The organism is Spirosoma luteolum (assembly GCF_054778875.1).
Genome location: NZ_BAAGZE010000022.1, coordinates 1 through 22,193, shown reverse-complemented (window position 1 = coordinate 22,193; position 22,193 = coordinate 1). Strand labels below are relative to the sequence as shown.

17 protein-coding genes are annotated in these 22,193 nt (G+C 59.3%); 10 read left to right on the top strand and 7 right to left on the bottom strand.

What is annotated here, in order from left to right:
• Position 1: 1 nt before the first annotated feature.
• From ACYVAC_RS19320 to ACYVAC_RS19310, 3 genes are all read right to left on the bottom strand, one after another.
• Entirely contained in the window at positions 2-568 is a 567-nt protein-coding gene (locus tag ACYVAC_RS19320; protein WP_461099433.1) for an AraC family transcriptional regulator, read from the bottom strand.
• Between the two features lie 5 nt (positions 569-573).
• Positions 574-2,844 carry a TonB-dependent receptor gene (locus tag ACYVAC_RS19315; RefSeq protein ID WP_461099432.1) on the bottom strand — a complete coding sequence of 757 codons (2,271 nt, stop codon included), beginning with the start codon at positions 2,842-2,844 and terminating at the stop codon, positions 574-576.
• Positions 2,845-2,920: 76 nt separating this feature from the next.
• Positions 2,921-3,379, bottom strand: coding sequence for an HYC_CC_PP family protein (locus tag ACYVAC_RS19310; RefSeq protein ID WP_461099431.1), 459 nt, complete (start codon positions 3,377-3,379; stop codon positions 2,921-2,923).
• 119 nt (positions 3,380-3,498) lie between these two features.
• Here ACYVAC_RS19310 and ACYVAC_RS19305 point away from each other — a divergent pair, with 119 nt between their 5' ends.
• The 4 genes from ACYVAC_RS19305 to ACYVAC_RS19290 all read left to right on the top strand — a co-directional run bounded on the left by ACYVAC_RS19305 (position 3,499) and on the right by ACYVAC_RS19290 (position 10,519).
• Positions 3,499-4,095: a Crp/Fnr family transcriptional regulator gene (locus ACYVAC_RS19305; RefSeq protein WP_461099430.1), complete on the top strand. Its 597-nt coding sequence runs from the start codon at positions 3,499-3,501 to the stop codon at positions 4,093-4,095.
• An 86-nt stretch (positions 4,096-4,181) separates the two neighbouring features.
• Positions 4,182-5,147, top strand: coding sequence for an NAD-dependent epimerase/dehydratase family protein (locus tag ACYVAC_RS19300; RefSeq protein WP_461099429.1), 966 nt, complete (start codon positions 4,182-4,184; stop codon positions 5,145-5,147).
• Positions 5,148-5,225: 78 nt separating this feature from the next.
• A complete protein-coding gene (locus ACYVAC_RS19295) occupies positions 5,226-6,695 on the top strand; it encodes a DASH family cryptochrome (protein ID WP_461099428.1) in 1,470 nt (489 codons plus the stop codon).
• Positions 6,696-6,910: 215 nt separating this feature from the next.
• Positions 6,911-10,519, top strand: coding sequence for a CRTAC1 family protein (locus tag ACYVAC_RS19290; protein WP_461099427.1), 3,609 nt, complete (start codon positions 6,911-6,913; stop codon positions 10,517-10,519).
• Between the two features lie 67 nt (positions 10,520-10,586).
• On the opposite strand, the gene ACYVAC_RS19285 is transcribed toward ACYVAC_RS19290, so the two are convergent.
• Positions 10,587-11,111 carry a DUF4494 domain-containing protein gene (locus ACYVAC_RS19285; protein WP_461099426.1) on the bottom strand — a complete coding sequence of 175 codons (525 nt, stop codon included), beginning with the start codon at positions 11,109-11,111 and terminating at the stop codon, positions 10,587-10,589.
• A gap of 259 nt (positions 11,112-11,370) precedes the next feature.
• Here ACYVAC_RS19285 and ACYVAC_RS19280 point away from each other — a divergent pair, with 259 nt between their 5' ends.
• Positions 11,371-11,913 carry a YceI family protein gene (locus ACYVAC_RS19280; protein ID WP_461099425.1) on the top strand — a complete coding sequence of 181 codons (543 nt, stop codon included), beginning with the start codon at positions 11,371-11,373 and terminating at the stop codon, positions 11,911-11,913.
• Positions 11,914-12,121: 208 nt separating this feature from the next.
• On the opposite strand, the gene ACYVAC_RS19275 is transcribed toward ACYVAC_RS19280, so the two are convergent.
• From ACYVAC_RS19275 to ACYVAC_RS19265, 3 genes are all read right to left on the bottom strand, one after another.
• Positions 12,122-14,335 (bottom strand): carbohydrate binding family 9 domain-containing protein, encoded by a 2,214-nt coding sequence (locus ACYVAC_RS19275; protein ID WP_461099424.1) that lies wholly within the window; start codon positions 14,333-14,335, stop codon positions 12,122-12,124.
• Between the two features lie 115 nt (positions 14,336-14,450).
• On the bottom strand, positions 14,451-16,490 hold the full coding sequence (locus ACYVAC_RS19270) for a M3 family metallopeptidase (RefSeq protein ID WP_461099423.1): 2,040 nt from the start codon (positions 16,488-16,490) through the stop codon (positions 14,451-14,453).
• A 215-nt stretch (positions 16,491-16,705) separates the two neighbouring features.
• Positions 16,706-17,224, bottom strand: coding sequence for an acyl-CoA thioesterase (locus ACYVAC_RS19265; protein ID WP_461099422.1), 519 nt, complete (start codon positions 17,222-17,224; stop codon positions 16,706-16,708).
• A 194-nt stretch (positions 17,225-17,418) separates the two neighbouring features.
• Here ACYVAC_RS19265 and ACYVAC_RS19260 point away from each other — a divergent pair, with 194 nt between their 5' ends.
• The 5 genes from ACYVAC_RS19260 to ACYVAC_RS19240 all read left to right on the top strand — a co-directional run bounded on the left by ACYVAC_RS19260 (position 17,419) and on the right by ACYVAC_RS19240 (position 21,988).
• Positions 17,419-17,877 carry a DUF2147 domain-containing protein gene (locus tag ACYVAC_RS19260; protein WP_461099421.1) on the top strand — a complete coding sequence of 153 codons (459 nt, stop codon included), beginning with the start codon at positions 17,419-17,421 and terminating at the stop codon, positions 17,875-17,877.
• An 82-nt stretch (positions 17,878-17,959) separates the two neighbouring features.
• Entirely contained in the window at positions 17,960-19,108 is a 1,149-nt protein-coding gene (locus tag ACYVAC_RS19255; protein ID WP_461099420.1) for a flavin-containing monooxygenase, read from the top strand.
• A 53-nt stretch (positions 19,109-19,161) separates the two neighbouring features.
• Positions 19,162-19,347: a CsbD family protein gene (locus tag ACYVAC_RS19250; protein ID WP_461099419.1), complete on the top strand. Its 186-nt coding sequence runs from the start codon at positions 19,162-19,164 to the stop codon at positions 19,345-19,347.
• 147 nt (positions 19,348-19,494) lie between these two features.
• Positions 19,495-20,940 carry a leucine-rich repeat domain-containing protein gene (locus ACYVAC_RS19245; RefSeq protein WP_461099418.1) on the top strand — a complete coding sequence of 482 codons (1,446 nt, stop codon included), beginning with the start codon at positions 19,495-19,497 and terminating at the stop codon, positions 20,938-20,940.
• Between the two features lie 127 nt (positions 20,941-21,067).
• Positions 21,068-21,988, top strand: coding sequence for an EamA family transporter (locus ACYVAC_RS19240; protein WP_461099417.1), 921 nt, complete (start codon positions 21,068-21,070; stop codon positions 21,986-21,988).
• The last annotated feature ends 205 nt before the right edge of the window (positions 21,989-22,193 follow it).

Genomic DNA, 22,193 nt, shown 5'->3' with positions numbered 1-22,193 from the left:
CCTAGAGCGTATCGAGACCCTGCCGCACGGCCTGGGCTGCCTTACGAAACTGCCCGGGCGTTTGCCCGACCACCTGCCGAAACTGGTTGGAGAGGTGCTGCACACTGCTGTAGCCCAGACGCCAGGCCATCTCGCTCAGCGTGAGTTCATCGTAGCCGAGCCACTCTTTCACCTTTTCGATTTTCAGGGCAATCACGTACTTCTCCAGCGTACGGCCCTCCCCCGCCGAAAACAAGCCACTCAGGTACGAATACTCGTAGCCCAGCTTGCGCTCCAGAAAGGCCGACATGTTTTCGGTCGGCTGACGCTCGCCCTTCAGGTGCTGGATTTCGTTGATCAGAATAAGCTTGATCTGCTCCACCAGCCACTGCCGCCGGTCCTCCACCAGATCGAACTCACTGGCTTGGAGCGCTTGCCGGATGGTATCGAGCGTTAGCCCGATCGGCAGAGCCTCCACGTCGACTTCGCCCAGCTCGACCCGGTTTACGGTCAGGCCCAGCTTTTCGAGTTCTTCCCGTACGACCCGCTTGCAGCGTCCGCACACCATATTTCGAATGGTTAATCGCATAGCGCTTAGTGTTGGGGTTTGAACCGGAAACCGGCATAAACCATGGCTCCTGTTACGGGTCCCCATACCTGCGAACCGGCATCGAACGAAGGCCCGAACGGATCGGCCGCTCCGACAATGGGGTTATCCTGGCGAAAGCCGGTCAGGTTTTCGCCCCCCAGGTACACCTCCCAGCCACTCCGGAACGCGCGGCTTACCTGCGCGTTGAGGGTCACGAAGCCGGGCGAGTACGCCAGGGGCATGTCGGCATAGCTGCTATGCACGTAACCGGCGCGCAGGTATGGAATCCGGCGCGGGCCGTTCCACTGCACCGTAGCATCGTATTTCCACTTGTCGAACGGCAGCGCGTAGCCCGCATTGATCAATACCCGGTCGCGGGGCACCATCATGCGGGGCAGCAGCCGCGACTCACCGAACGGACCGCCCATGCTCTGCCGCACGTCGAACAGGCGGTAAGCGGCCTTCAGGTCGAACCGCCGGGCGGGCTGCACGTTCAGTTCGAGCTGCAGGCTGTTGGCAAACGACTGCGCCCCACGCCCCTCCGCCGACAGGTTATAGAAATACAGTTCGCCCGGGTGGTCGACATCGACAATCAGCTGGTTCCGGAAGGTAGTCCGGTGATAATCCAGTACAACCGATGATTTCAGGCCCAGCAGTTGAAAATCCTGACTTAGACTGCCGCCGTAATTCCAGGAAATTTCCGGCTGCAGCTCAGCCTGGTTGATGATCGCGCGGGAGCTGACAAAGTACCCGAAGTTCTCGATCAGGGCATTGGGCACCCGGAAACCACGGCCGGCCGAGGCCCGCAGGGTCAGGCCCCGCGTCAGGTCGTATTTCAGGTGAGCGCGGGGGGTCCACTGCGCACCAAACAGGTTGTGGTAGTCGAACCGGCCGCCCAGCACCAGTGTCAGCCGGTCGGCGTCGGTGTAAGTATATTCGGCAAAGACGCCCGGCACCGATTCGGTACGGCTGCGCTGAATGGGTGCCAGCTGCTCCCGGTAGTCATCGAGCAGGTAGCTCAAGCCCAGCTTGTAGCTGTTGTTGGTGGTGCCCAGTATATTCTGGTAGATCAGGTTGGCGTACAGCGTCCGCTGCTGGCCGCTGTAGGGCCGGAAGCCGAAATTGGCCGACTGCTCGTGCGTCAGACCGTTCAGAATCAGCCCCAGCCCCTTGTAGGGTTTTTCGGGGTAAAGCACCGCCATTTTTGCAAAAAACTCCAGTCGTCGGGTGGTGTTGCCGAACGAATAGCGGCCCGGCCCGAAGCGCGCCAGCTGCCCGCCATCCCGGTCTTCGTAGAGCGCCTTCACACCCACCTGCGCCATAAACCGGTCGCTGCTGTATTTGTAGCGGTTAATGGCGTTGACCTGCGTATAAAGCGGCAGGTCGCGGAAACCGTCGTTATTCTGGTCGAGTTCGGTGCGGAGCGTACTGGCGTGGCCCAGCACGCCCATGCTCCAGCGCTTGCTCAGCGGCTGCGACCAGTTGACGTTCCCTTCGACCCGGCCAAAGCTGTTGACGTAGCCGTTCAGAAACAGGCGGTCGGGGCTATCGGGCTTCTGCAGTTCGACGTTCAGCTGCCCGCTCATGCTTTCGTAGCCATTCACCACCGAGCCGGCGCCCTTTCCCACGTCGATGCTGGTGATCCAGGTGCCGGGGATGTAGTTGAGCCCGAAGGTGGTTGCCAGCCCTCGCACCGTCGGAATGTTTTCGACATTGGTCTGGACGTACTGCCCACCCAGTCCCAGAAACTGAATTTGTTTGGCTCCGGTCACGGCATCGGCAAACGACACGCTCACCGACGCATTGGTTTCAAAACTCTCCGACAGGTTGCAACAGGCGGCTTTGGCCAGCGTGCGCTGCGTGATCAGTTCGGTCTGGATGGGGTTGAGCCGGTCGATCTGGCCCGGCGCGCCCGTCACGGTCACGGCGGCCAGCGTTTGTTCGGCCCGCAGGGTAATCGTCAGCGGCTGGTCGGGCGTGGTCAGCGTCAGCGTGTCGGCCTGGTAGCCCACGTAGCTGACCACCAGCCGGCGGGCGCTGTCGGCAGCGTGTGGTGCGGGCCACGGCAGCCGAAACTGCCCCTGCCCGTCGGTGACGGTACCCACCGTGGTTTGCAGCCAGTAGAGGCTGGCCCCGATCAGCGGCTGACGCTGCCCGTTGCGCAGCTCGAGCACAGTGCCCTGCACGGCAGGGCGTACAATGGAATCGGATGGAATAGCCTGTGCACCAGCCGGCAGACTGGCCAGCAGCAGCAGGCCCGGAAAGAGGGAACGCATAGCGAATCGGAAAAAGCGAAAAACAAACCAAAGCGGCCAATCCCGGCGGGATTGGTCAAAACGGTCGTTCGCCGATTCAGATCAGCAGGCTATGCACGAGCGTAACGATCGTACGCCCGGACCGGAAGAAGGGGGGTGATGCGGCCTGGGCCGACAGCGTGGTCTGGCTATCGAACAGCCAGCCAACCAGGTAGGTCAGCAGGGTTACGGCACCGAGCAGGACCGCTTCGGCAACCGACTTGACAACTTTGGCCACCAGCTGACTCAGCGACGACGACGTATCGACGTTGTCGTAATGCTGTTCGTCCTGGCAGCACTCGGTTTTCTTGATAACCGTCTGCCCGGCAGGGGGGGGCGTATTGTGCTTGCCGGTAACGCAGGTTTTTCCCTGCGAGGTTTCGCTGAAGACAACGACCAGTGTTCGCTTTTTGCCCCGCATCTGACACGAGTGTTCGACCAGGCCAAAACCCGTGCTGCTTAGCAGCACGATGCAGGCCATGAGCAGGTTGAACAGCTGGAACAGAGTGCGTTTCATAGGTAGCCCAAAGGTAAATCTGCTCAGGAAGATTTGCAAACCGGTTCTTCCAAAAGACAGAAACTTTGCACGGCTGCCCCCGAATTGTGTTAGCTTCCCCGTTATAAGCACACAACGGTATGGTTACACCTGCACAGGCAGCCGCCCAACTTCGTCAGCAAATCGATCAGTTTACTACCCTGTCCGACGATGAGTGGACAAAACTGGTGCCGCACCTGACTGTCGTGAGCCTGAAAAAACAACAGGCTTTTGCGCAGCAGGGCCTCGTGGCCGACCGCATCGGCATGGTACTCGACGGGGCGCTGCGGCAGTTCTATACTAAGGACGGCGACGAACGGACAACCTATTTTTTTTTCGAACACCAGCTTACCGGGGCTTACATGAGTTGTGTCACGGGTCGTCCGTCGCCGGTTACCATCGAAGCCCTCATGCCAACTATCTGCGTTAGTTTCCCATACGCGGTGTTACACGATTTATTCGACACGTGCAGCGGCTGGCAGCGGTTTGGGCGGTTACTGGCCGAGTATCTGATGGTTGCCCTGGAAGAACGCATGGTGAGCCTGCTGCTGCTCAGTCCTGAAGAACGATATCTGGCCCTGCTGGAAGGGCCGCACAAGGAACTCCTTCAGCGGGTGCCGCAGCACTACATCGCCAGCTATCTGGGCATTACGCCGGTCAGTATGAGCCGAATCCGCAACCGTATCCGGCCACGGTAGGTGCATTCCTTATCTTTTGTTATCGTTTTGGCGCCCGGCCCGGCGGAACCTTTGTCGTGTCAATCACAAGCTAAATCGATAACACTATGCACACGATCTTAGGAGCCGGTGGACATGCATCCGGCGCACTGACCCGTGAATTGATCAACGCCAGGTTACCCGTCCGGCTCATCAGCCGCCGACCCATTGCCATCGACGCGCCCAACGTAAGCTGGCAACCCGCCGACCTGCTTAACCACAGCGACCTCATACGGGCCACAAAGGGCGCGACCGTGCTGTACCTTTGCCCCGGCCTGCCCTACGACAGCACCGTCTGGCGACAGCAGTGGCCGACGATTGTCCGCAACGCCATCAGTGTTGCCCAGGCCAACCAGGCCCGGCTGATTTTTCTGGACAATGTGTATATGTACGGACTGGTCGACGGGCCGATGACGGAAACGACGCCTTATAACCCAATGAGTCCGAAAGGCGAGGTGCAGGCCAGAACGGCGATGACCGTAATGGATGAGGTCAGGGCCGGCAACCTGCGGGCCAGCATCGCCCGTTGCCCGGACTTCTACGGCAGTGGCGCCAGTAGTTTCTACGACTCCACCGTGCTCGACAAGTTTGCCCACGGCCAGCGGGCGCAGTGGCTCGGCCGGGTCGACAAACGACACAGCTACCTCTACCTGCCCGACATCGGCAAGGCTATGTATTTACTGGGGCAGCGGCCAGACAGCGATAATCAGATCTGGCACCTGCCCACCGCCCCCGCGCTCACCGGCCGTGAGTACATCAGCCTCGCTGCCGAGGTGTTTGGCGTACCCGATCGCTACCTGACCGTGTCTAAAACCGTGACGCAGCTGCTGGGCCTGTTCATGCCGTTTATGAAAAACGTGGCGGAGGTATTTTACCAGTACGACCACGATTATGTGTTTAACGCCGACAAGTTTGAGCGGGCGTTCGGCATGCAGCCAACCAGCTACCGCGAGGGCGTAACGACTATTGCCAACCGCCTGCGTCGACCGGCCACGGCTTTCAACAAACCACTGTCGCCGGTACCCACCAGTTAGTGTTTGTCTAACCATCAGCCGACACAGGCCGTTTCATGCAGTACGACCCCGATTCGCCAACGGACGGGGCCGCGCTGCATGAAAAAAACAATCGTCTACTGGTTTCGCAACGATCTGCGGCTGCACGACAACGAGGGGCTCTACCGCGCCTACGAAGACGCCGACATCGTACTGCCCGTTTTCGTGTTCGACCCTAAATCCGTTGCCCCGCGGCCCGACATCGACGTGCCGAAAGCCGGGCCGCACCGCGTTCGGTTTCTGCTTGAATCGTTGCACGACCTGCGCGAATCGCTGCGCAAGCGGGGCAGCGACTTGCTGATTCGACTGGGCGATCCGGTCGAGGAGATTGCGAAACTGGCAAGAGAGCAACAGGCGACGGCCGTCTACGCCGGGCAGGAAGCCACCACCGAAGAAATCGACCTGGAGCAACAACTCGACAAGCGACTCAAACCGGCGGGTGTCGACCTGCGGCTATTTTGGATGCTGTCGCTGTACCATATCGACGATCTGCCGTTCGACGTTTCCGAACTACCCGACGCCTACCGTGACTTTCGGAAAGGCTGTGAAAAAGAAGTCCACGTCCGGCAGGCGTTACCCGAACCAACCATCAGCCCCCTGCCGACAGGCGTAATAGTGGGCAAGCTGCCGACCTTCACCAGTCTGGGTATGGCCAAACCCAAGGTCGACAAGCGGGCGGCTATCCAGTTTACCGGGGGCGAAACGGAAGCACTCGCGCGGCTGAATGCCTATGTCTGGGAGCGCGATCAGCTGCGGAACTACAAGTACACCCGCAATCAGCTGCTGGGCGACGATTACTCGAGCAAGTTCTCAGCCTGGCTGGCCAACGGCTGTCTGTCGCCCCGGCACGTGTACTGGGAGGTGAAACGCTACGAGCAGGAACGCAAAAAAAACGTGTCGACCTACTGGCTCGTGTTTGAGTTGATCTGGCGGGATTACTTCCGGTTCCAGGCCGCTAAACAGGGGACATTGATCTTTCTGGCAAAAGGTCCGCGCCAGGTTCCCACGGAAGGCTGGGTAAAAGACAAAGCCCTGTTTGCGAAGTGGGCCGCCGGGCAAACGGGCATCCCGTTCGTCGATGCCGGTATGCGGGAGCTGAACGCCACGGGCTACCTCTCCAACCGCGCCCGGCAGAACGTGGCCAGTTTGCTCATTACCCGCGATGGCAAGCCCGATCTGAGCGTCTGGTGGCCGTGGGGGGCGGCTTATATGGAAAGTCAGCTGATCGACTACGACCCGGCCAGCAACTGGGGCAACTGGAACCTGGTGGCCAAAGTCGGAGCCGATCCGCGCAATGACCGGTATTTTAACATCTACACACAGGCTACCAAATACGACGCCGACGGGGCTTACGTGAAAACATGGTGCCCCGAACTGACCGATGTGCCGGCCGACCGCCTGCAGCTGCTGTCGCTCAACAGCCCCGACGAGCTGGCCAGCTGGAACGTCGTGCTGGGCGAGACCTACCCCTACCCCCTGGTCGACCCGCAGAAATGGACGCGACGCAAAGCCAGACCGGCCGATGAATAAAGGGACACCCGGCCACTTAAACGGCCGGCGGGACAACGCCCGGAAAGCCGTGTCAGTCGCTCGCCTTTGTTATGATTTATCTTTGGTTCGTCGTATTTTTGTCCACCGCGCCTGAGCCATTTAGGGGCTTTCGGCGCGCCGGACCCCCTTTTTACCGGCCACACCACCGCTCGGCATCGGTGCCCTGCACGCATCTTCCTTTCTCTTCTACCACTGTGAATCGATTTGCTTACCTAACCCTGCTTGTCCTGTCGCTGGGGCTGGCCAGTTGCGACAAACCGCTCTTTACCGCCCTCCCCGCCGACGAAACGGGCATCACCTTTGCCAACCGGATTGTCGATAACGATACGATGAACATCATCGACTTCGAATACATCTACAACGGGGGCGGCACGGCTATCGGCGATTTCAACAACGATGGGCTGTCGGATGTATTTTTCACCGGCAACCAGGTGGCCAACCGGCTGTACCTGAACAAGGGTGATTTCAAGTTTGACGATATCACCAAAACGGCCGGCGTGGGCGGGGGTGGCAAATGGTGTTCGGGCGTGGCCCTGGTCGACATCAACAACGACGGCTGGCTCGATATCTACGTGGGCGCCACGGTGAGCAAGCAGGCCGCCCGGCGCGAGAACATGCTGTTTGTGAACCAGGGTGCCAAAAACGGTCAGCCGCCCGTATTCCGCGAGATGGCTAAAGAATATGGCATTGCCGATGACGGTCACACCACCAATGCCGCTTTCTTCGACTACGACAACGACGGCGACCTCGACCTGTACGTACTGACCAATACCATCGAAGAATACCCCAACGCGTACCGCAACCGCCTGACCGACGGCTCGTCGATCACCACCGACCGGCTGTACCGCAACGACCCCAACCCGGCCCTGGGGCACCCGGTCTTCACCAACGTATCGAAACCCGCCGGCATTCAGATCGAGGGCTACGGACTTGGGCTCAACATCAGCGACATTAACCGCGACGGCTGGAAAGACGTGTACGTGACCAACGACTACCTGAGCGACGATTTGCTCTGGATCAACAACAAGAACGGCACCTTTACCGACCGTGCTCCCGAGTATGTCAAGCATACCAGCGGCTCGGCCATGGGCAACGACATTGCCGATATCAACAATGATGGACTGGTCGACATCATGGCGGTAGACATGCTGCCCCGCGACAATTTCCGCAAGAAGATGCTGGTGGGGCCCAACAACTACCAGACCTACCTCAACAACGACCTCTACAAACACACGTACCAGTTTGTACGCAATACGCTGCAGCTGAACCAGGGCATGGCCCGCACCGACAGCAGCGGCACGCACCCTGTTTTCAGCGAGGTAAGTCTGTTCAGCGACATTGCCGAAACTGACTGGAGCTGGACGCCCAGCCTGCTCGACTTCGACAACGACGGCTACCGCGACCTGCTCATCACCAATGGCTTCCCGAAAGATGTGACCGACCGCGATTTTACCTCGTTTCGGGCGCAGAGTTCATCGGTGGCCAGTAAGTCGTTTATGCTGGCCCAGATTCCGGTTATCAAGATCAGCAACTACGCCTTCCGCAACCGGGGCGGTTCGGAAACGGGCGTACCGCTGTTCGATGACGTAACCGAGAAATGGGGCCTGAAAACGCCCTCCTTCTCCAACGGGGCAGCCTATGGTGACCTCGACAACGATGGCGACGTGGACTACGTGGTCAACAACATCAACGATTCGGCGTTTGTGTACCGCAACAACCTGGTCGAGAACAAAGCGCAGCACGCCAATTACCTCCGGCTGAAATTTGTGGGCGAAGGGCAAAACCGCATGGGACTCGGCGCCATTGTCGAACTGCGCTACGGCAACGGCCAGCAGCAGGTCTACGAGCATAGTCCCTACCGGGGGTACCTCTCGACGGTGGAGCCGGTGGCCCATTTCGGGCTGGGCAGCGAGTCGGTGGTGCGCGAAGTGCGTATCATCTGGCCGGGCCTCAACGGCGCCCCCCAGCATCAGCAGGTGCTGCGCAACGTCAAAACCAATCAGGTGCTGACCGTCGATGTCCGCAACGCCCGCGAACCCTATCAGCCCGCCCCGCTCCGCCCCGGGCTGTTCAGCGATGTGACCGACTCACTCCGCATCAGCTTCCGCCACCAGGAACCCGACTACATCGACTTCAACAGCCAGAAGCTGCTGCCCCATAAACTATCGCAGTTTGGCCCCGCCGTGTCGGCCGGCGACGTCAACGGCGACGGGCTCGACGATCTGTTCATTGCCGGCTCGCGGCTCAACAAAGGCCATTTCCTACTGCAGCAGTCCGACGGCTCCTTCAGTGAGCGCGACCTGCTGCCCGAACCCGCCGTACCGGGTTCGCTCTACAGCGGTTTCGGCAACGCCAAAGACAAAACCCAGGAAGACATGGGCACCCTGCTCTTCGACGCGGATGGCGATGGCGACCTCGACCTCTACATTGCCAGCGGCAGTGTGGAGGGCCTCGACAACCCCACCAGCTACCAGGATCGGCTCTACCTGAACGACGGCCGGGGTGGTTACAGCCTGGCCCGGCAGGCGCTGCCCACCAACACGGTCAGCAAGTCGTGCGTGAAAGCCGTCGACTACGACCGGGATGGCGACCTCGATCTGTTCGTGGGCGGGCGGGTCGAGCCCGAGCATTACCCCAAACCGGTATCGAGCAGCCTGTTGCGCAATGACTCGCGGCCGGGCCAGCCCCGTTTTACCGACGTGACGAAAACCGTGGCGCCGGGCCTGATCGATGCGGGTCTGGTATGTGATGCGCTCTGGACCGATACCGACAACGATGGGTGGCCCGATCTGATGCTGGCGGGTGAGTTTATGCCTCTGACGATCCTGAAAAACCAGGGAGGACGATCGCTGGCGGCTGCCGACGCGGGTCTGGGCCACGAAAAAGGCTGGTGGAACTCGCTCGTAGCCGGCGACTTCGACAACGATGGCGACATGGATTACGTGGCCGGCAACCTCGGTCTCAACGCCCGGATGCGGGCATCCGACCGTGAGCCCGTCCGGCTGTATGCCGGCGACTTCGACAACAATGGCTTCTACGACGCCATTCCGACCATCTACATTCCCGACGAAACAGGCGCCCGACGGGAGTTTACGTTCCACGGGCGCGACGACCTCATCAAGCAGATGATTGTGATGCGGAAGCGATTTCCGCTCTACAAAGACTTTACGCAGGCCAGCATCGACAAGCTGCTGACGCCCGAAGAACGGGAAAAAGCGCTGGTGCTGGAAGCCAACTACCTGCAATCGGCGTATCTCGAGAATCAGGGCAATGGCCGCTTTACGCTGCGCCCGTTGCCCAACCTGGCACAGCTGGGTCCCATCTTCGGCATGGTAGCCCAGGATGTCGACCGCGACGGCAACCTCGATCTGATGCTGGTGGGTAACGACTACGGGGGCGAAATTCTGGTTGGCCGCTACGACGCCCTGAACGGACTGTGGCTGCGGGGCAACGGCAAAGGCGGCTTTGCGCCCCAGACCATTGCGGCCAGCGGCTTCTACGTACCGGGCGACGCCAAGGGGCTGGCCCAGCTCACCGACCGGCAGGGCCGGCAACTGCTGGTGGCGACCCAGAACCGGGGCCGGCTCAAGGTGTTCCGCAACACCCAGCCCGCCCGCGCCGTTCCGCTGCAAACCACCGACGTTTCGGCCCTGCTGACGCTGGCCGACGGTCGCAAACAAAAAGTTGAATTCAGCTACGGCACCTCTTTTCTGTCGCAGTCGTCGCGGGCACTGCTGCTGGGGCCACAGGTCAAAGCCGCCGAGATTACCAACTCCAAAGGTGCTCAGCGGGCTGTCCGGTAAATACAGGCGAACCATACCGCCTAAATTGAAACGGGGGCCGGGTCAATCAGACCCGGCCCCCGTTTCGTTACTGCGCTTCCTGGGCTTCCTGCTCGGCCACTACGTCGGCCAGCGGACGCAGGTTTCGCTTGTCTTCCTCTACGTACGGGAAGATATCGAGAATCTTGGTGGTGTTGACGTCGGTGATCTCGAACGGATCGAGGGCCGACTTCAGGCTCTGCTCAACCCGTTCGTAGGCCTGCTTGGGCGTCTCGGCGTTGACCAGCATCACGCTGGGCGTTTTCTTCTGTTTGCCCGTTTTTTCGTCGTCGGTGATAAACACAGCTTTGACCTTGTACCAGGTCTCGCCCCCGTCTTCGTTGAAAAACACGTCGGCCAGTTTCATGCGCGAAATGTTGGTGATGTCGAATTCGGGCGTGTTAGCGGCAATCTCCGTGTAGAGCCGGCCTTCGGCATCCGTATAGCTGACGGCATCGACCAGATAGGCCTCCGTTACGGCTTTTTGCTTGATAAACTCTTCGTTGCGTGTCCCGACAGTAGCCTCGTCGATGGGCTGCTGATAACGTATTTTTCCGAGAAACCAGTTGGGCATTTTCAGGTGATTTAGTGTATAAATACAACGGAAATAAGGGGGTAAAGGTGCCTTAAATCGGCGACAATTCCGACTCGCAGAACCGTATTTTGGCCGCGTTCGACAGTCAGTCGGCCAACCCGTCCGGGGCGGTTGTTACACCCCGGCAACGGCATGATCGAAACACGTCACAAATAAATAATTAGCCCGCTGGAACAATTTCCGCCAATTACGTGTATCTACATTAAATAAACCTGTAATCAATTAACCAACCAACACTATGGAAGCGCAAACCGCCACCACCTGGACCATTGATCCAACGCACTCGGAGATTCAATTCAAAGTAAAACACCTGATGGTATCGACCGTTACGGGTCTGTTCAGCCAGTTTGAGGGCACCGTCGAGATGGCCGGCGACGACTTTGCCGATGCCAGCATCAAGTTCTCAGCCGACATCGACAGCATCAGCACGGGCAACGAACAGCGCGACGGCCACCTCAAATCGGGTGAGTTTTTCGACGCGGCCCAGTTCCCGAAACTGACCTTCGAATCGACGGGCATGACCAAAACCGGCGATGACACCTACGATCTGACGGGCAACCTGACCATGCATGGCGTGACCAAGCCCGTAACCCTGAAAGCTGAGTACGGCGGGCAGATGGTCGATTTCTACGGCCAGACTAAAGCCGGTTTTGAAGTAACGGGTGTGCTGAAGCGCAAGGAATTCGGCCTGACCTGGGATGGCGTAACCGAAGCGGGTGGTGTTGTCGTGAGCGACGATGTACGGCTGGTTCTGAACGTTCAGGTAACGAAGCAGGCGTAATTGGTATAACGTTGTAAAGTCATAGGGTTGTACAGTTGGCTGGCGCCAGTAGTGATCACGCCAGCCAACTGTACAACCCTATTGCTGTATGGGTCTATGACGACAACGTTGTCGAGTTGTAGGGTTATAAAGTCGGCCAGCACCAGCCGTGTTCGCGCCAGTTAACGTTATAACCCTACAACGGTATAACTACATTACTACGAAACCGTTACAACTGCCGCAGGTAACTCAGCTTGGCAATCGCGTGATCGTCGGTGCGGGTTTGGCCGGGAAGCTGGCCGTCGAAGCCCCGGTGGTTGACGACGACGTATAGAAACGACAGGGGCTGGTACTCCCACGACAGGCGGATGTTGTAGTTGCGGGAATCGTTTTCGGTATTGTACTGATAAAAACCCGTCAGCTGCAGCCGTGGGTTCAGCGCCAGCCGGCCCTCCACCGCATACAGGCTCACGGCGCGGGTTTCCTGGCGGTCACCCACCCCCACAAACCAGTTGGTGTTGAGCCGCCCCGTCAGCGATACGTGCGGAATCGGAGCGATCTGCAGGTTGGTATTGAGCGACCGGAGCCGCCCGTTGAAATAACTGCCCCATTCATATTGCCCGAACAGGTTGACCTTACGCGATGGGTCGCTGCTGACGAATAGCTGGTGGCGCACATAGCGGTATGTCCCCGGCGAAATAGTGATGCCCAGGGGCTCGAACGCATCGGTCAGCACCTGCCGGGCCGGGCTGAACGAATACCCTACGAAACCCCCATTCTGCAGGTTCAGCCAGAGCGGAAACAGGTTTAGCTGGGCTTCGACCAGCCGGCCCGTTGAGGCCTGGTGGTACACCTCGGGCAGAAAGCCCGGCTCGAAAGCCCGGATAAACCGCTTGAACGGCAGCAGCCGACCCCGGTAATACCAGTTAATGCCGGGCGTAGTGCCGATCACGTCGTTGCGCGACACAAAACCCATCTCGGGATTGAACGCGGCCGTCACTACCGACTGCGTCCACCAGATCTTGGCCTGGTTGTTCGTAAACTGGTACTGGGCAAAACCGGCAAAGCCCGACGCCCCCCCATTGCCCGAACCCGAATGGATCAGCATGGTGTTGAGCGAGTGAGCCTCGCCCAGCCGGAAAAAGCCGTCGATGGCACTGACGACGTTGGTATGACCCGGCTGATTCTTCACCGTCACCAGCCCGCCCAGCCGATTCTGTTTGCCCACATTTTCGGAGAATCGCCCCACAAAAAAGTTGGTGGCCGGCGAATCGTCGACACCCCGCTGCCGGATCAGCATGGCTCCGTAGTTCCGGCGCAGCGATCGGTAAACGAACCGGGCGCCCGCATCGATCGGAATAGGGTTGCCGGTATCGTCGAGACCGATGCGCCGGCTGAAGAACGGCTGGATGCGCATGTTGCCCCCGGCTCCATCTTCGGCGGGCCCCGCCCCTACGCCAAACAGCGATGCGTTCTCGAGGAAAAACTGCCGGCGTTCGGGAAAGAATACCGAAAACCGGGTCACGTTGTTGACCTGCCGGTCGGCGTCGGCCTGGGCGAAATCGGTGTTGGTGGTCAGGTCGAGTACCGCGTTGGGGTTGATGGCCCATTTCAGTTCGCCCCCCACTTTCAGCTTGGTCCCCTCTGCCGTGCCGGCCGGATCGGGCGACCGGTAGCGGTCGTAGGCCAGCAGCACGTAGGGCTGAATCCGGATGTTGGGCCGGGGCGGTGGGGGCTGCAGGTTGGTCAGCAGCCCAGCGTATTCCATGCGGAGCGGGCTGAACGATCGCGGAAACGGCGACAGGGCCGACACTTCGTTCGACAGGCGCCGGTTGCGGTACACGTTGAGCCCCCATTGCTGGGTGCTATCGGTAGTTTTGGGGTAGCGCAGCGTTTGCCACGGAATGGCCAGTTCGGCCACCCAGCCCGAATCGGTTCGCGCAGTACGCACCCGCCACAGGCCATCCCAGTCGGTATCGTAATACAGATCATCGAAGGCCAGCAGGTCGCGCTGCACCCCATAGGGGTTGGTCAGCAGCGACATGGCGTTGCGCCGGTCGTTGAACCCATCGAAGGCCAGCCCAACGTGATCGTGGGAGCGGGCGTTGAAATCCCGCTTAAAATCAGTGGCGCGAATGGCGCGCTTGCCCAGCGAATCAGACGCCACTATGCCCACGTAGAGGTACTGCCGGTTGTAGAGCACACGTACCTGGGTGCGGTGACGGGGTTGCTCGCCCTGAAACGGTTCGATCTGGGTGAAGCCGGTCGAGGGGCTGGCCCGCTGCCACTCGGCGTCGTTCAGGCGGCCGTCGACCCGCAGCATGGTCTGAATAGGAATCGCCCGGAGCACATTGCGCACCGAGTCGGGCTTGAACAGGGCAGCATCCTGCGCCCCGGCCGATAGGCCAGTCAGCAGAAAAAAAGCAGGTAAAAATTTGGTCATACCGTCGGGACAGGTGAAAAGCAGGTACTGGGTCTGGCGAGTGGGCTGGCCAGACAACAGACAGGGCGTCTGTTGAGACGCCCTGTCCGGGTTAGCGTGCACGTATCGTGCGTTATTACAGAATCAGCCCACTGCGCCGAAGCATGGCTTTGGGCGACGGTTCGCGACCGCGGAATTTCTTGTACAGCTCCATGGGGCGCTCGGTGCCACCTTTCTCCAGTACGTTCTTCCGGAAGCTATCGGCAGCCGCCTTGTTGTCGAGCCCGCCTTTCTCCTTGAAGAATTCGAAGGCATCGGCGTCGAGCACTTCGCTCCATTTGTAGCTGTAGTAGCCCGCCGAGTAGCCTCCGGCAAAGATGTGCGAGAACGCAGGGCTAAACGCAACGCCTTCGACCCGCGGGAACAGGTTGGTCACCGAATCGACCCGGCTTTCGATCTCGGCTACACTTTCGCCGGTTGGCTTCTGACCGTGGTAGTACATATCGACCAGTCCGAAGCGCAGTTGCCGCATGTTGGCCAGCCCGGCCAGAAAATTCTGGCTCGCCCGGATCTTCTCGATCAGTTCGTTCGGGATCACTTCTCCCGTCTGGTAGTGTTTGGCAAACAGTTTCAGCGCATCGGGGTCATAACACCAGTTTTCCATCACCTGCGAGGGCAGCTCCACAAAATCGCGGGGTACGCTGGTGCCGCTCAGGCTCTCGAACGTACCGTTGGCCAGCATGCCATGCAGCCCGTGGCCAAACTCGTGGAACAGGGTCGTCACTTCGTAGAAGGTCAGCAGCGACGGCTTGCTTTCGGTGGGACGGGTAAAGTTGCAGACGTTGACGATATGGGGCCGGATGTTCTGGCCGTTCTCGATCTTCTGGCCCTGAATGTCGTTCATCCAGGCTCCGCTGCGCTTGCCCGGCCGGGGAAAATAGTCGCCGTAGAACACCGCCACAAACTTACCGTCCTTGTCGAATACGTCGAACGTCCGCACTTCGGGGTTGTAAACGGGGATGTCTTTCCGCTCCTTGAAAGTGATGCCGTACAGTTTGTTGGCCACCATAAAGGCACCGTTCAGCACGTTGTCGAGCTTGAAGTACGGCTTCAGCGTTTCGTCGTCGAGGTCGTATTTTTCCTTTTTGAGTTTCTCGGCGTAGTAGCTGTTGTCCCAGGCCTGCAGCTTGTCGTCAGTAAAGCCGTTGGCCTTGGCGTAGGTAGTCAGTTCGGCGAGCTGCTTTTCGGCGGCCGGGCGGGCGTACCCCACCAGTTCATCGAGGAAGCTCTGCACCTTGCCCCGCGAGCCGGCCATGCTTTCTTCGAGCACAAAGTCGGCGTGGGTTTTGTAGCCCAGCAGGTTGGCGCGTTCGTAGCGCAGGGCTACCATTTCCTTAATGATGGCCTGGTTATCGTTTTTATCGTTGTGGAAGCCCCGGCCGTTGAAGGCCAGAAAGAGTTTCTTCCGCAGATCGCGGTTATCGGCATACTGCATGAAGGGCCCGTAGCTGGGCGCCTGGAGCGTAAACATATACCCGTCTTTACCCTTCTGTTTCGCGGTGGTTTTGGCCAGTTCCAGCACATAGTCGGGCAGGCCGGCCAGTTCCTTCACGTTGGTCACCAGCATACTGTACTCATTGGTTTCGTTGAGTACGTTTTCGCCAAACTGCAGCGAGAGCTGCGACAGCTGTTTGTCGATGGCGCGCAGCCGCTCCTTGCCTTTCTCGTCGAGGTTGGCGCCGTTGCGGGCAAAGCGCTTGTAGGCTTTTTCGAGCAGCATACTCCGCTCAGGGTCAAGTTTGAGGCTCGCCCGGCTGTCGTAAACGGCTTTCACGCGGGCAAACAGCTTGGCGTTGAGCGTTACGTCGTTGCCGTATTCGGTCAGCAGGGGCGACGCTTCCTTCACGATCTTCTGCAACTCGGGGGTGGTTTCAGCGCTGTTGAGGTTAAACAGCACCGAGGTTACCTTGCCCAGCAGATCGCCGGTTTTCTCAAGCGCCACCACGGTATTCTCGAAGGTTGGTTTGGCCGGGTTATCGACAATAGCCGCCACTTCGCGCCGGGCCTGCGTCAGGCCCTCCTGCAGGGCAGGCAGGTAATCGGGATTCTTGATCTTGTCGAACGGAGCCGTCTGATGGGGTGTCGTGTACGGCTGCAGAAACGGATTCTGACTCATAGAAGTTTTCGGTGGCACGGATGGGGCAGGCTGGGCCAGGGCCGCAACGACCGTAAACCCAATCAGTGCACTGGTCTGAAGAAGTTGTCGATGGTGTAACATGCAGGATGACAAAATGAGTTTCCGGCTGAATTTACGAAGAAAAAAGCGTGCCCGCCGGGCCAATCGGCTGACCGGATGCGGGCCGGGATAAATGGTTGACCGTGGTTCGGCCACTACCGGCCCGTTACTTCCTGCTTGATGGCTTTGATGCGGTCGTTGAACGGCACGTGCGGGTAATCGACGTCGGGCAGCTGGGTGGCATTGAGGTACTCCATCACGATCGGGTCGTGCGGAATGCGCTTACCGGTTTCCACGCTGATGTATTTGGAGGTCATCCAGAGCACGTTTTTGAGGTGCGTCCGGGCATCGTCGGTCATGATGTATTCGGTCACGATGGTGTCTTCGTTGAAAAAGATCAGCCGCGACGTGATGCGGACCCACTCGCTCACCAGCGCCGGACGGATGTAAGCGATCTGGTGCTGGTAAACAACCCAGCTCGTTTTCAGCTCCCGAAACATCTGCCCCGGATTGAAATCGTACAGCTTCGCTACCTGGTCTTCGCGGGCGTTGAAATAATAATCGAAGTACTTGGCGTTGTTGAGGTGCTGGAGCGGATCACAGTCCTGAAACCGGATAATGACACGGGTTTCGGTTTCGGTCGGGTACTGCCGGCCGGGGTCACGTCTGAACATAGGTCTGTTGCGATTTTAACGTCTATAAACTACCCGGGGCTGGCCAGGCAGACCGCCTGCCGGCCAGCCCCGGATCGCAAAGGTCGGTTGGCACCGGCGTAAAAAAAACCACCGGCGTTAGGCCATTCGCACGTCGGCGGTGCATATTTGCGTTAGTACAAAAAAATCATTGTTAACTCCATTAACGAACACCTATGAACGTTTTGCGATTCGGAATGCCCCTCGTAGCCCTGGTACTGATGCTAACTGCCTGGGCACCTGCCCCCGCCACCGACAGCAGCGATGCCGTGGTAGGCACCTGGCTCAACGGTTCCAAAAAAGGACATGTCCAGATTTACAAACAGGGCGGCACGTATTTCGGCAAGCTGGTGTGGCTGAAAGAGCCCAACGACCCGGCCACGGGCAAGCCCAAAACCGACGTTAAGAACCAGGATGCGTCCAAGCACAACCGCCCCCTGCTGAACCTGCCGCTGATGTACAACTTCAAGTACGACGGCGGTAATGTCTGGAGCGATGGCAAAATCTATAACCCGGAAGACGGCAAGGAGTACAACTGCAAAATGACCCTCAAAGACCCCAACACGCTCGACGTGCGCGGCTACGTAGGCATTTCGCTGCTGGGCAAGACCCAGACCTGGACACGGGTTAAATAACCGGCCGGCCCGACAAACGGTTTTTGGTTGGCGGTTCGTACCGGTTGCACACCGAAAGCCGCCAACCAAAAACCGTTTCTGTATGCATACGCTGATCATTGGGGCTGGCCCCGCCGGGCTGGCGGTGGCCGGGCAGCTGGCCCACCGCAATATGCCCTTCACCATCCTCGAAGCCAGCGAGTTTGTGGGTTACTCGTGGCGCAACCACTATGACCGGCTTCATCTGCACACCGTGAAGCAGTACTCGGCCCTGCCCCACTTCCCTTACCCCGACAGCTTTCCGACCTACGTACCCCGCCTGCAGGTGGTCGACTACCTCGAGCGGTACCGCGAGCATTTCAACATTCGGCCCCTGTTCAACCAGCGCGTGGTCAGCATCGGCCCCAACCCGCGCGCCGGCACTACCGGCGACCGCTGGCGGGTAGAAACGCAGACCGATGTATTCACCGCGTCGCACGTGGTGGTGGCAACCGGTTACAACCGCATTCCCAACCGGCCCGAGCTGCCCGGCGAGCGGGCTTTCCGGGGGATTATCTGGCACAGCAGCGAATACCGCAACGGAGCCCCCTTCCGCGACAAACGGGTGCTGGTACTGGGCATGGGCAATACCGGTGCCGAGCTGGCACTCGACCTGCTCGAATACGGCGCGCAGCCGTTTATATCGGTGCGCCGGCCGGTCAACATCGTCCGGCGCGATGTGTTTGGCAAACCCGCCCAGCCGACGGCCATCTTTCTCAACCGGTTTCCAAACTGGTTCTACGATTTCGTGACGGGGCTTTCCCAGCGCTTCACCGTGGGCGACCTGCGCCCCTACGGCCTGGGTAAGCCCGACCACCCGGCCTCTTACGACACCCGGCGCGGCAAAATTCCGGTGATCGACCAGGGCACCCTCGACGAGATCAAGGCGGGGCGCATCCGGGTATTGCCCGGTATCGAGCGCGTCAACGAACGGACCGTCACGTTTACCGACGGGCAGGACCTTCCGTTCGAAGCCATCGTGCTGGCCACGGGCTACCGGCCCGGCATGCAGGCCCTGCTCGACCCCGATGTCGCAAAATCGGTGCTAAATGAACGGGGGTATCCAAAACACCTCTGGTTCGACCAGAACGCGCTCAACGGCCTGTATTTCATCGGCTTTACAACCCCGCTCACCGGTATTCTCTACAACCTCAACATCGACTCCGGCCGCATTGCCAACCACCTCGCCAAAAACAATTTTGTCACGGCATAGTTCTATTACCAAAACCCACGATGGGTTAGCCAATCACTTAAACAGACAAAACCATGAACGAGACAACTGCCAGCGGACTGTGGGATCAGATGAAAGGTAAAATCAAACAGGCTTATGCCGATCTGACCGACGATGACCTCACCTACGAAGAAGGAAAAGAAGACGAAATGTGGGGTAAGCTGAAAGAAAAAACCGGCAAGACCAAAGACGAGATCAACAAGTCGATTGCCGATCTGTAGTCGTCTTCTGAGTTATAGAAAAGCGCCCGCCAGACTTGTTCTGACGGGCGCTTTTTCGTTACCGGCACCAGCCGTTTGCTCACTATCGGGCGGGCGAATGTGGAATCCGGGCAGGCCGCGCATCAACGCTCAACAGCCCCCTTCTCTATGTCACTCCGCCTGCCCGTTCTCCTGTTTCTGCTTTCGGCTGGTATGGCCCCGGCCCAGGACCGCGTTACCCTGCTGCGCGATACAAGCCGGCTGGGTGTGTCGCTGCACAGCTACCAGCATCGGTTTCCGCCCGCCCTGCCTACCTATGTCGAAGCAGGACGGCCCCGCCAGCGAGGCCTGTTCGACAGACAGCCGGGCCTGTTCCTCGATTCGGTGCAGGCCCGGCAGCGCGCCTTTGTCCGGTTTCGGGACCGTCAGCAGAAACAGCGACTCCCCACCGGGCTTACGGCCGACATCCAGGCCTTTGTTCGGTCCGATGGCCAGTACGAACGGGTCTTCTGCCGCTTCAACACCGATACCCTCAGCAGCGAACAGGAGCTTACGAGCCTTAACCTGCTGGGCAGCTGGTACGCCAGCCACCCGTTTGGCTTCCAAACGCCATCGGGGTTTTACTACCGGACCCAGCTGCCCCTGGGCCCGGCCGCGTCGGTCCGTACGATCCGGCGCGGCCCCGGTTATATCAACACGCTGGCGCAGGCCCGGCAAACCAACCGCCCCGATACCGTTACGGTGCTGGCCCTCAACCAACTGGAACTAGCCCGGATTCCGGAGGAGGTGTATCGCTTCCAGAACCTGACCGAACTCGACCTGTCGCGCAACCAGCTAACGAACCTGCCCGCCCGCCTGACTGCCCACCTGCCCCGGCTGCAGCGACTCAGCCTGCTCTACAATCGCCTGGTCGACGACAGTGTAGCTTTCACGCCGAACCGGCAGTTGCTCGCCCTGAACCTGCAGGGCAATCAGCTGACCCGAGTGCCACCCACGGTGCGGGCCAATCGGGCGCTGGAGAGCCTGTGGCTGGGCAACAACTCGCTGACCCGACTCGATACGCGCCCGTTGCGCCGGCTCCGTCGCCTGACCGACCTGAATCTCTACAACGCGGGGCTGACCGCGCTGCCCCGCACCATCCGGCAGCTGAAACGGCTGACGGTGCTCGATCTTTACTATAACAAACTAACCGCCCTGCCCCGACAGATCGGGCAGCTGCGCCGACTCGAACAGCTGGCCCTGTCCTACAATGAGCTGAGTGCCCTGCCCGGCAGGCTGCGCCGGCTAACCCGGCTCCAGATCCTCTACGTGCACCACAACCGGATCAGCACCCTCCCGCCCGATCTGCACAGGCTCCGGCAGTTAAATACCCTCGACATCAGCCACAACTGGTTTACGGTGCCGCCACCGCAGCTCGGGCAGTTGCCGGCCCTGGTCGAGCTCAGTCTGAACAACAACAATCTGCAGGAATTCCCGATGGTGCTGACGAGCCTGCCTGCTCTCCGCAAGGTGTTTCTGAGCAGCAATCCGGTAGTCGCTCCCGATGCACTCCAGCGCGCGACGGGGCCACTCATCAGAGGACTCGAAGCGCGGCAGGTGCAGGTATTTTATTGAGCATTTCGTTACAATAGTGCAATAAACAACCCACTTGTAGTACAATTCCTATAATAAGGCAAAATACCGGGTTCTCGGGATAGAAACCGTAAGGGCAGCTGTTAGGGGGGTATTCGCCCGTTGTTGTATGCAAGTTTCGTCTGCCCCGCTTACCCAGTCGCCCAATCGCGTTACGCTCTGGTCGGCCCTGACCGCCGTTTATATTCTGTGGGGGTCAACCTACCTGTTTATCCATTTCATGACCGAGCGGATGCCCCCGCTCTACATGGCCTCGATGCGGTACATTGTGGCGGGGACGCTTATGTATAGCTACGCCCGGCTGACCGGCACGCCCCGCGCAACCAAAGCCGAGTGGAAATCGGCGAGTATCATCGGGGTGCTGTTGCTGACGATCGCCAATGGCTGTCTGACGCTGGGTATTCAGTACATTCCGACGGGTATGGCAGCGCTGCTGGGCGGCATGCTGCCCGTGTTTCTACTGACCCTCAACTGGGTGTCGTTTGGCCGGCAGCGCCCAACCAACCTGGCGCTGGGCGGTCTGGTTCTGGGGTTGCTGGGCATTTATTTTCTGATCAAGCCCGATAAACTGCAGCCCATGGGGGGTGCCCACGCCAACCTGATCGGGGCGGCCTTGGTTACCACGGGTAACCTCTCCTGGGCCATTGGCACCCTGCTGACACCCCGGCTCACCCTGCCGGCCGGCATCCTGTCGAGTGGTATTCAGATGCTGGTTGGCGGTACCGTGCTGCTGATCGTGAGCCTTTGTCTGGAACCGGTTGTTCCCTGGAGCATTGTGTATGCCCCCACCAAAGCCATTGGCTCCATGCTGTATCTGGTCATCTTCGGCAGCATTATTGGTTTTTCGGCTTATTCGTGGCTGGCCCGAAATGCCCCCCCGCAGCTGTTGTCGACCTACGCGTTTGTCAACCCCGTAGTAGCCATGCTACTGGGGTCGTTGTTTGCCGGCGAGGTCTTCTCCAGCCAGTCGTTCATGGGCGCCATGATCGCGCTGGCCGGCGTCGTGCTGATTACGCTGGGGAGGAAATAGGGCGAAGGAGTGAATGAGTGAAAGAGCGGGTCAGTTCCTGCAACTCTTTGATTCTACAACGCGCCAACCTTATTACTCTACAACCTTACAACTCGCTAATCTGCTGTGCGTCGTAAAGTTGGGTACTGAACTAAGCGTCACCAAGTTTGGGATCAGTTCGTTGAAAAACAGTCAAGGTTTCGATACGCTGAGCCAATAATGTGTG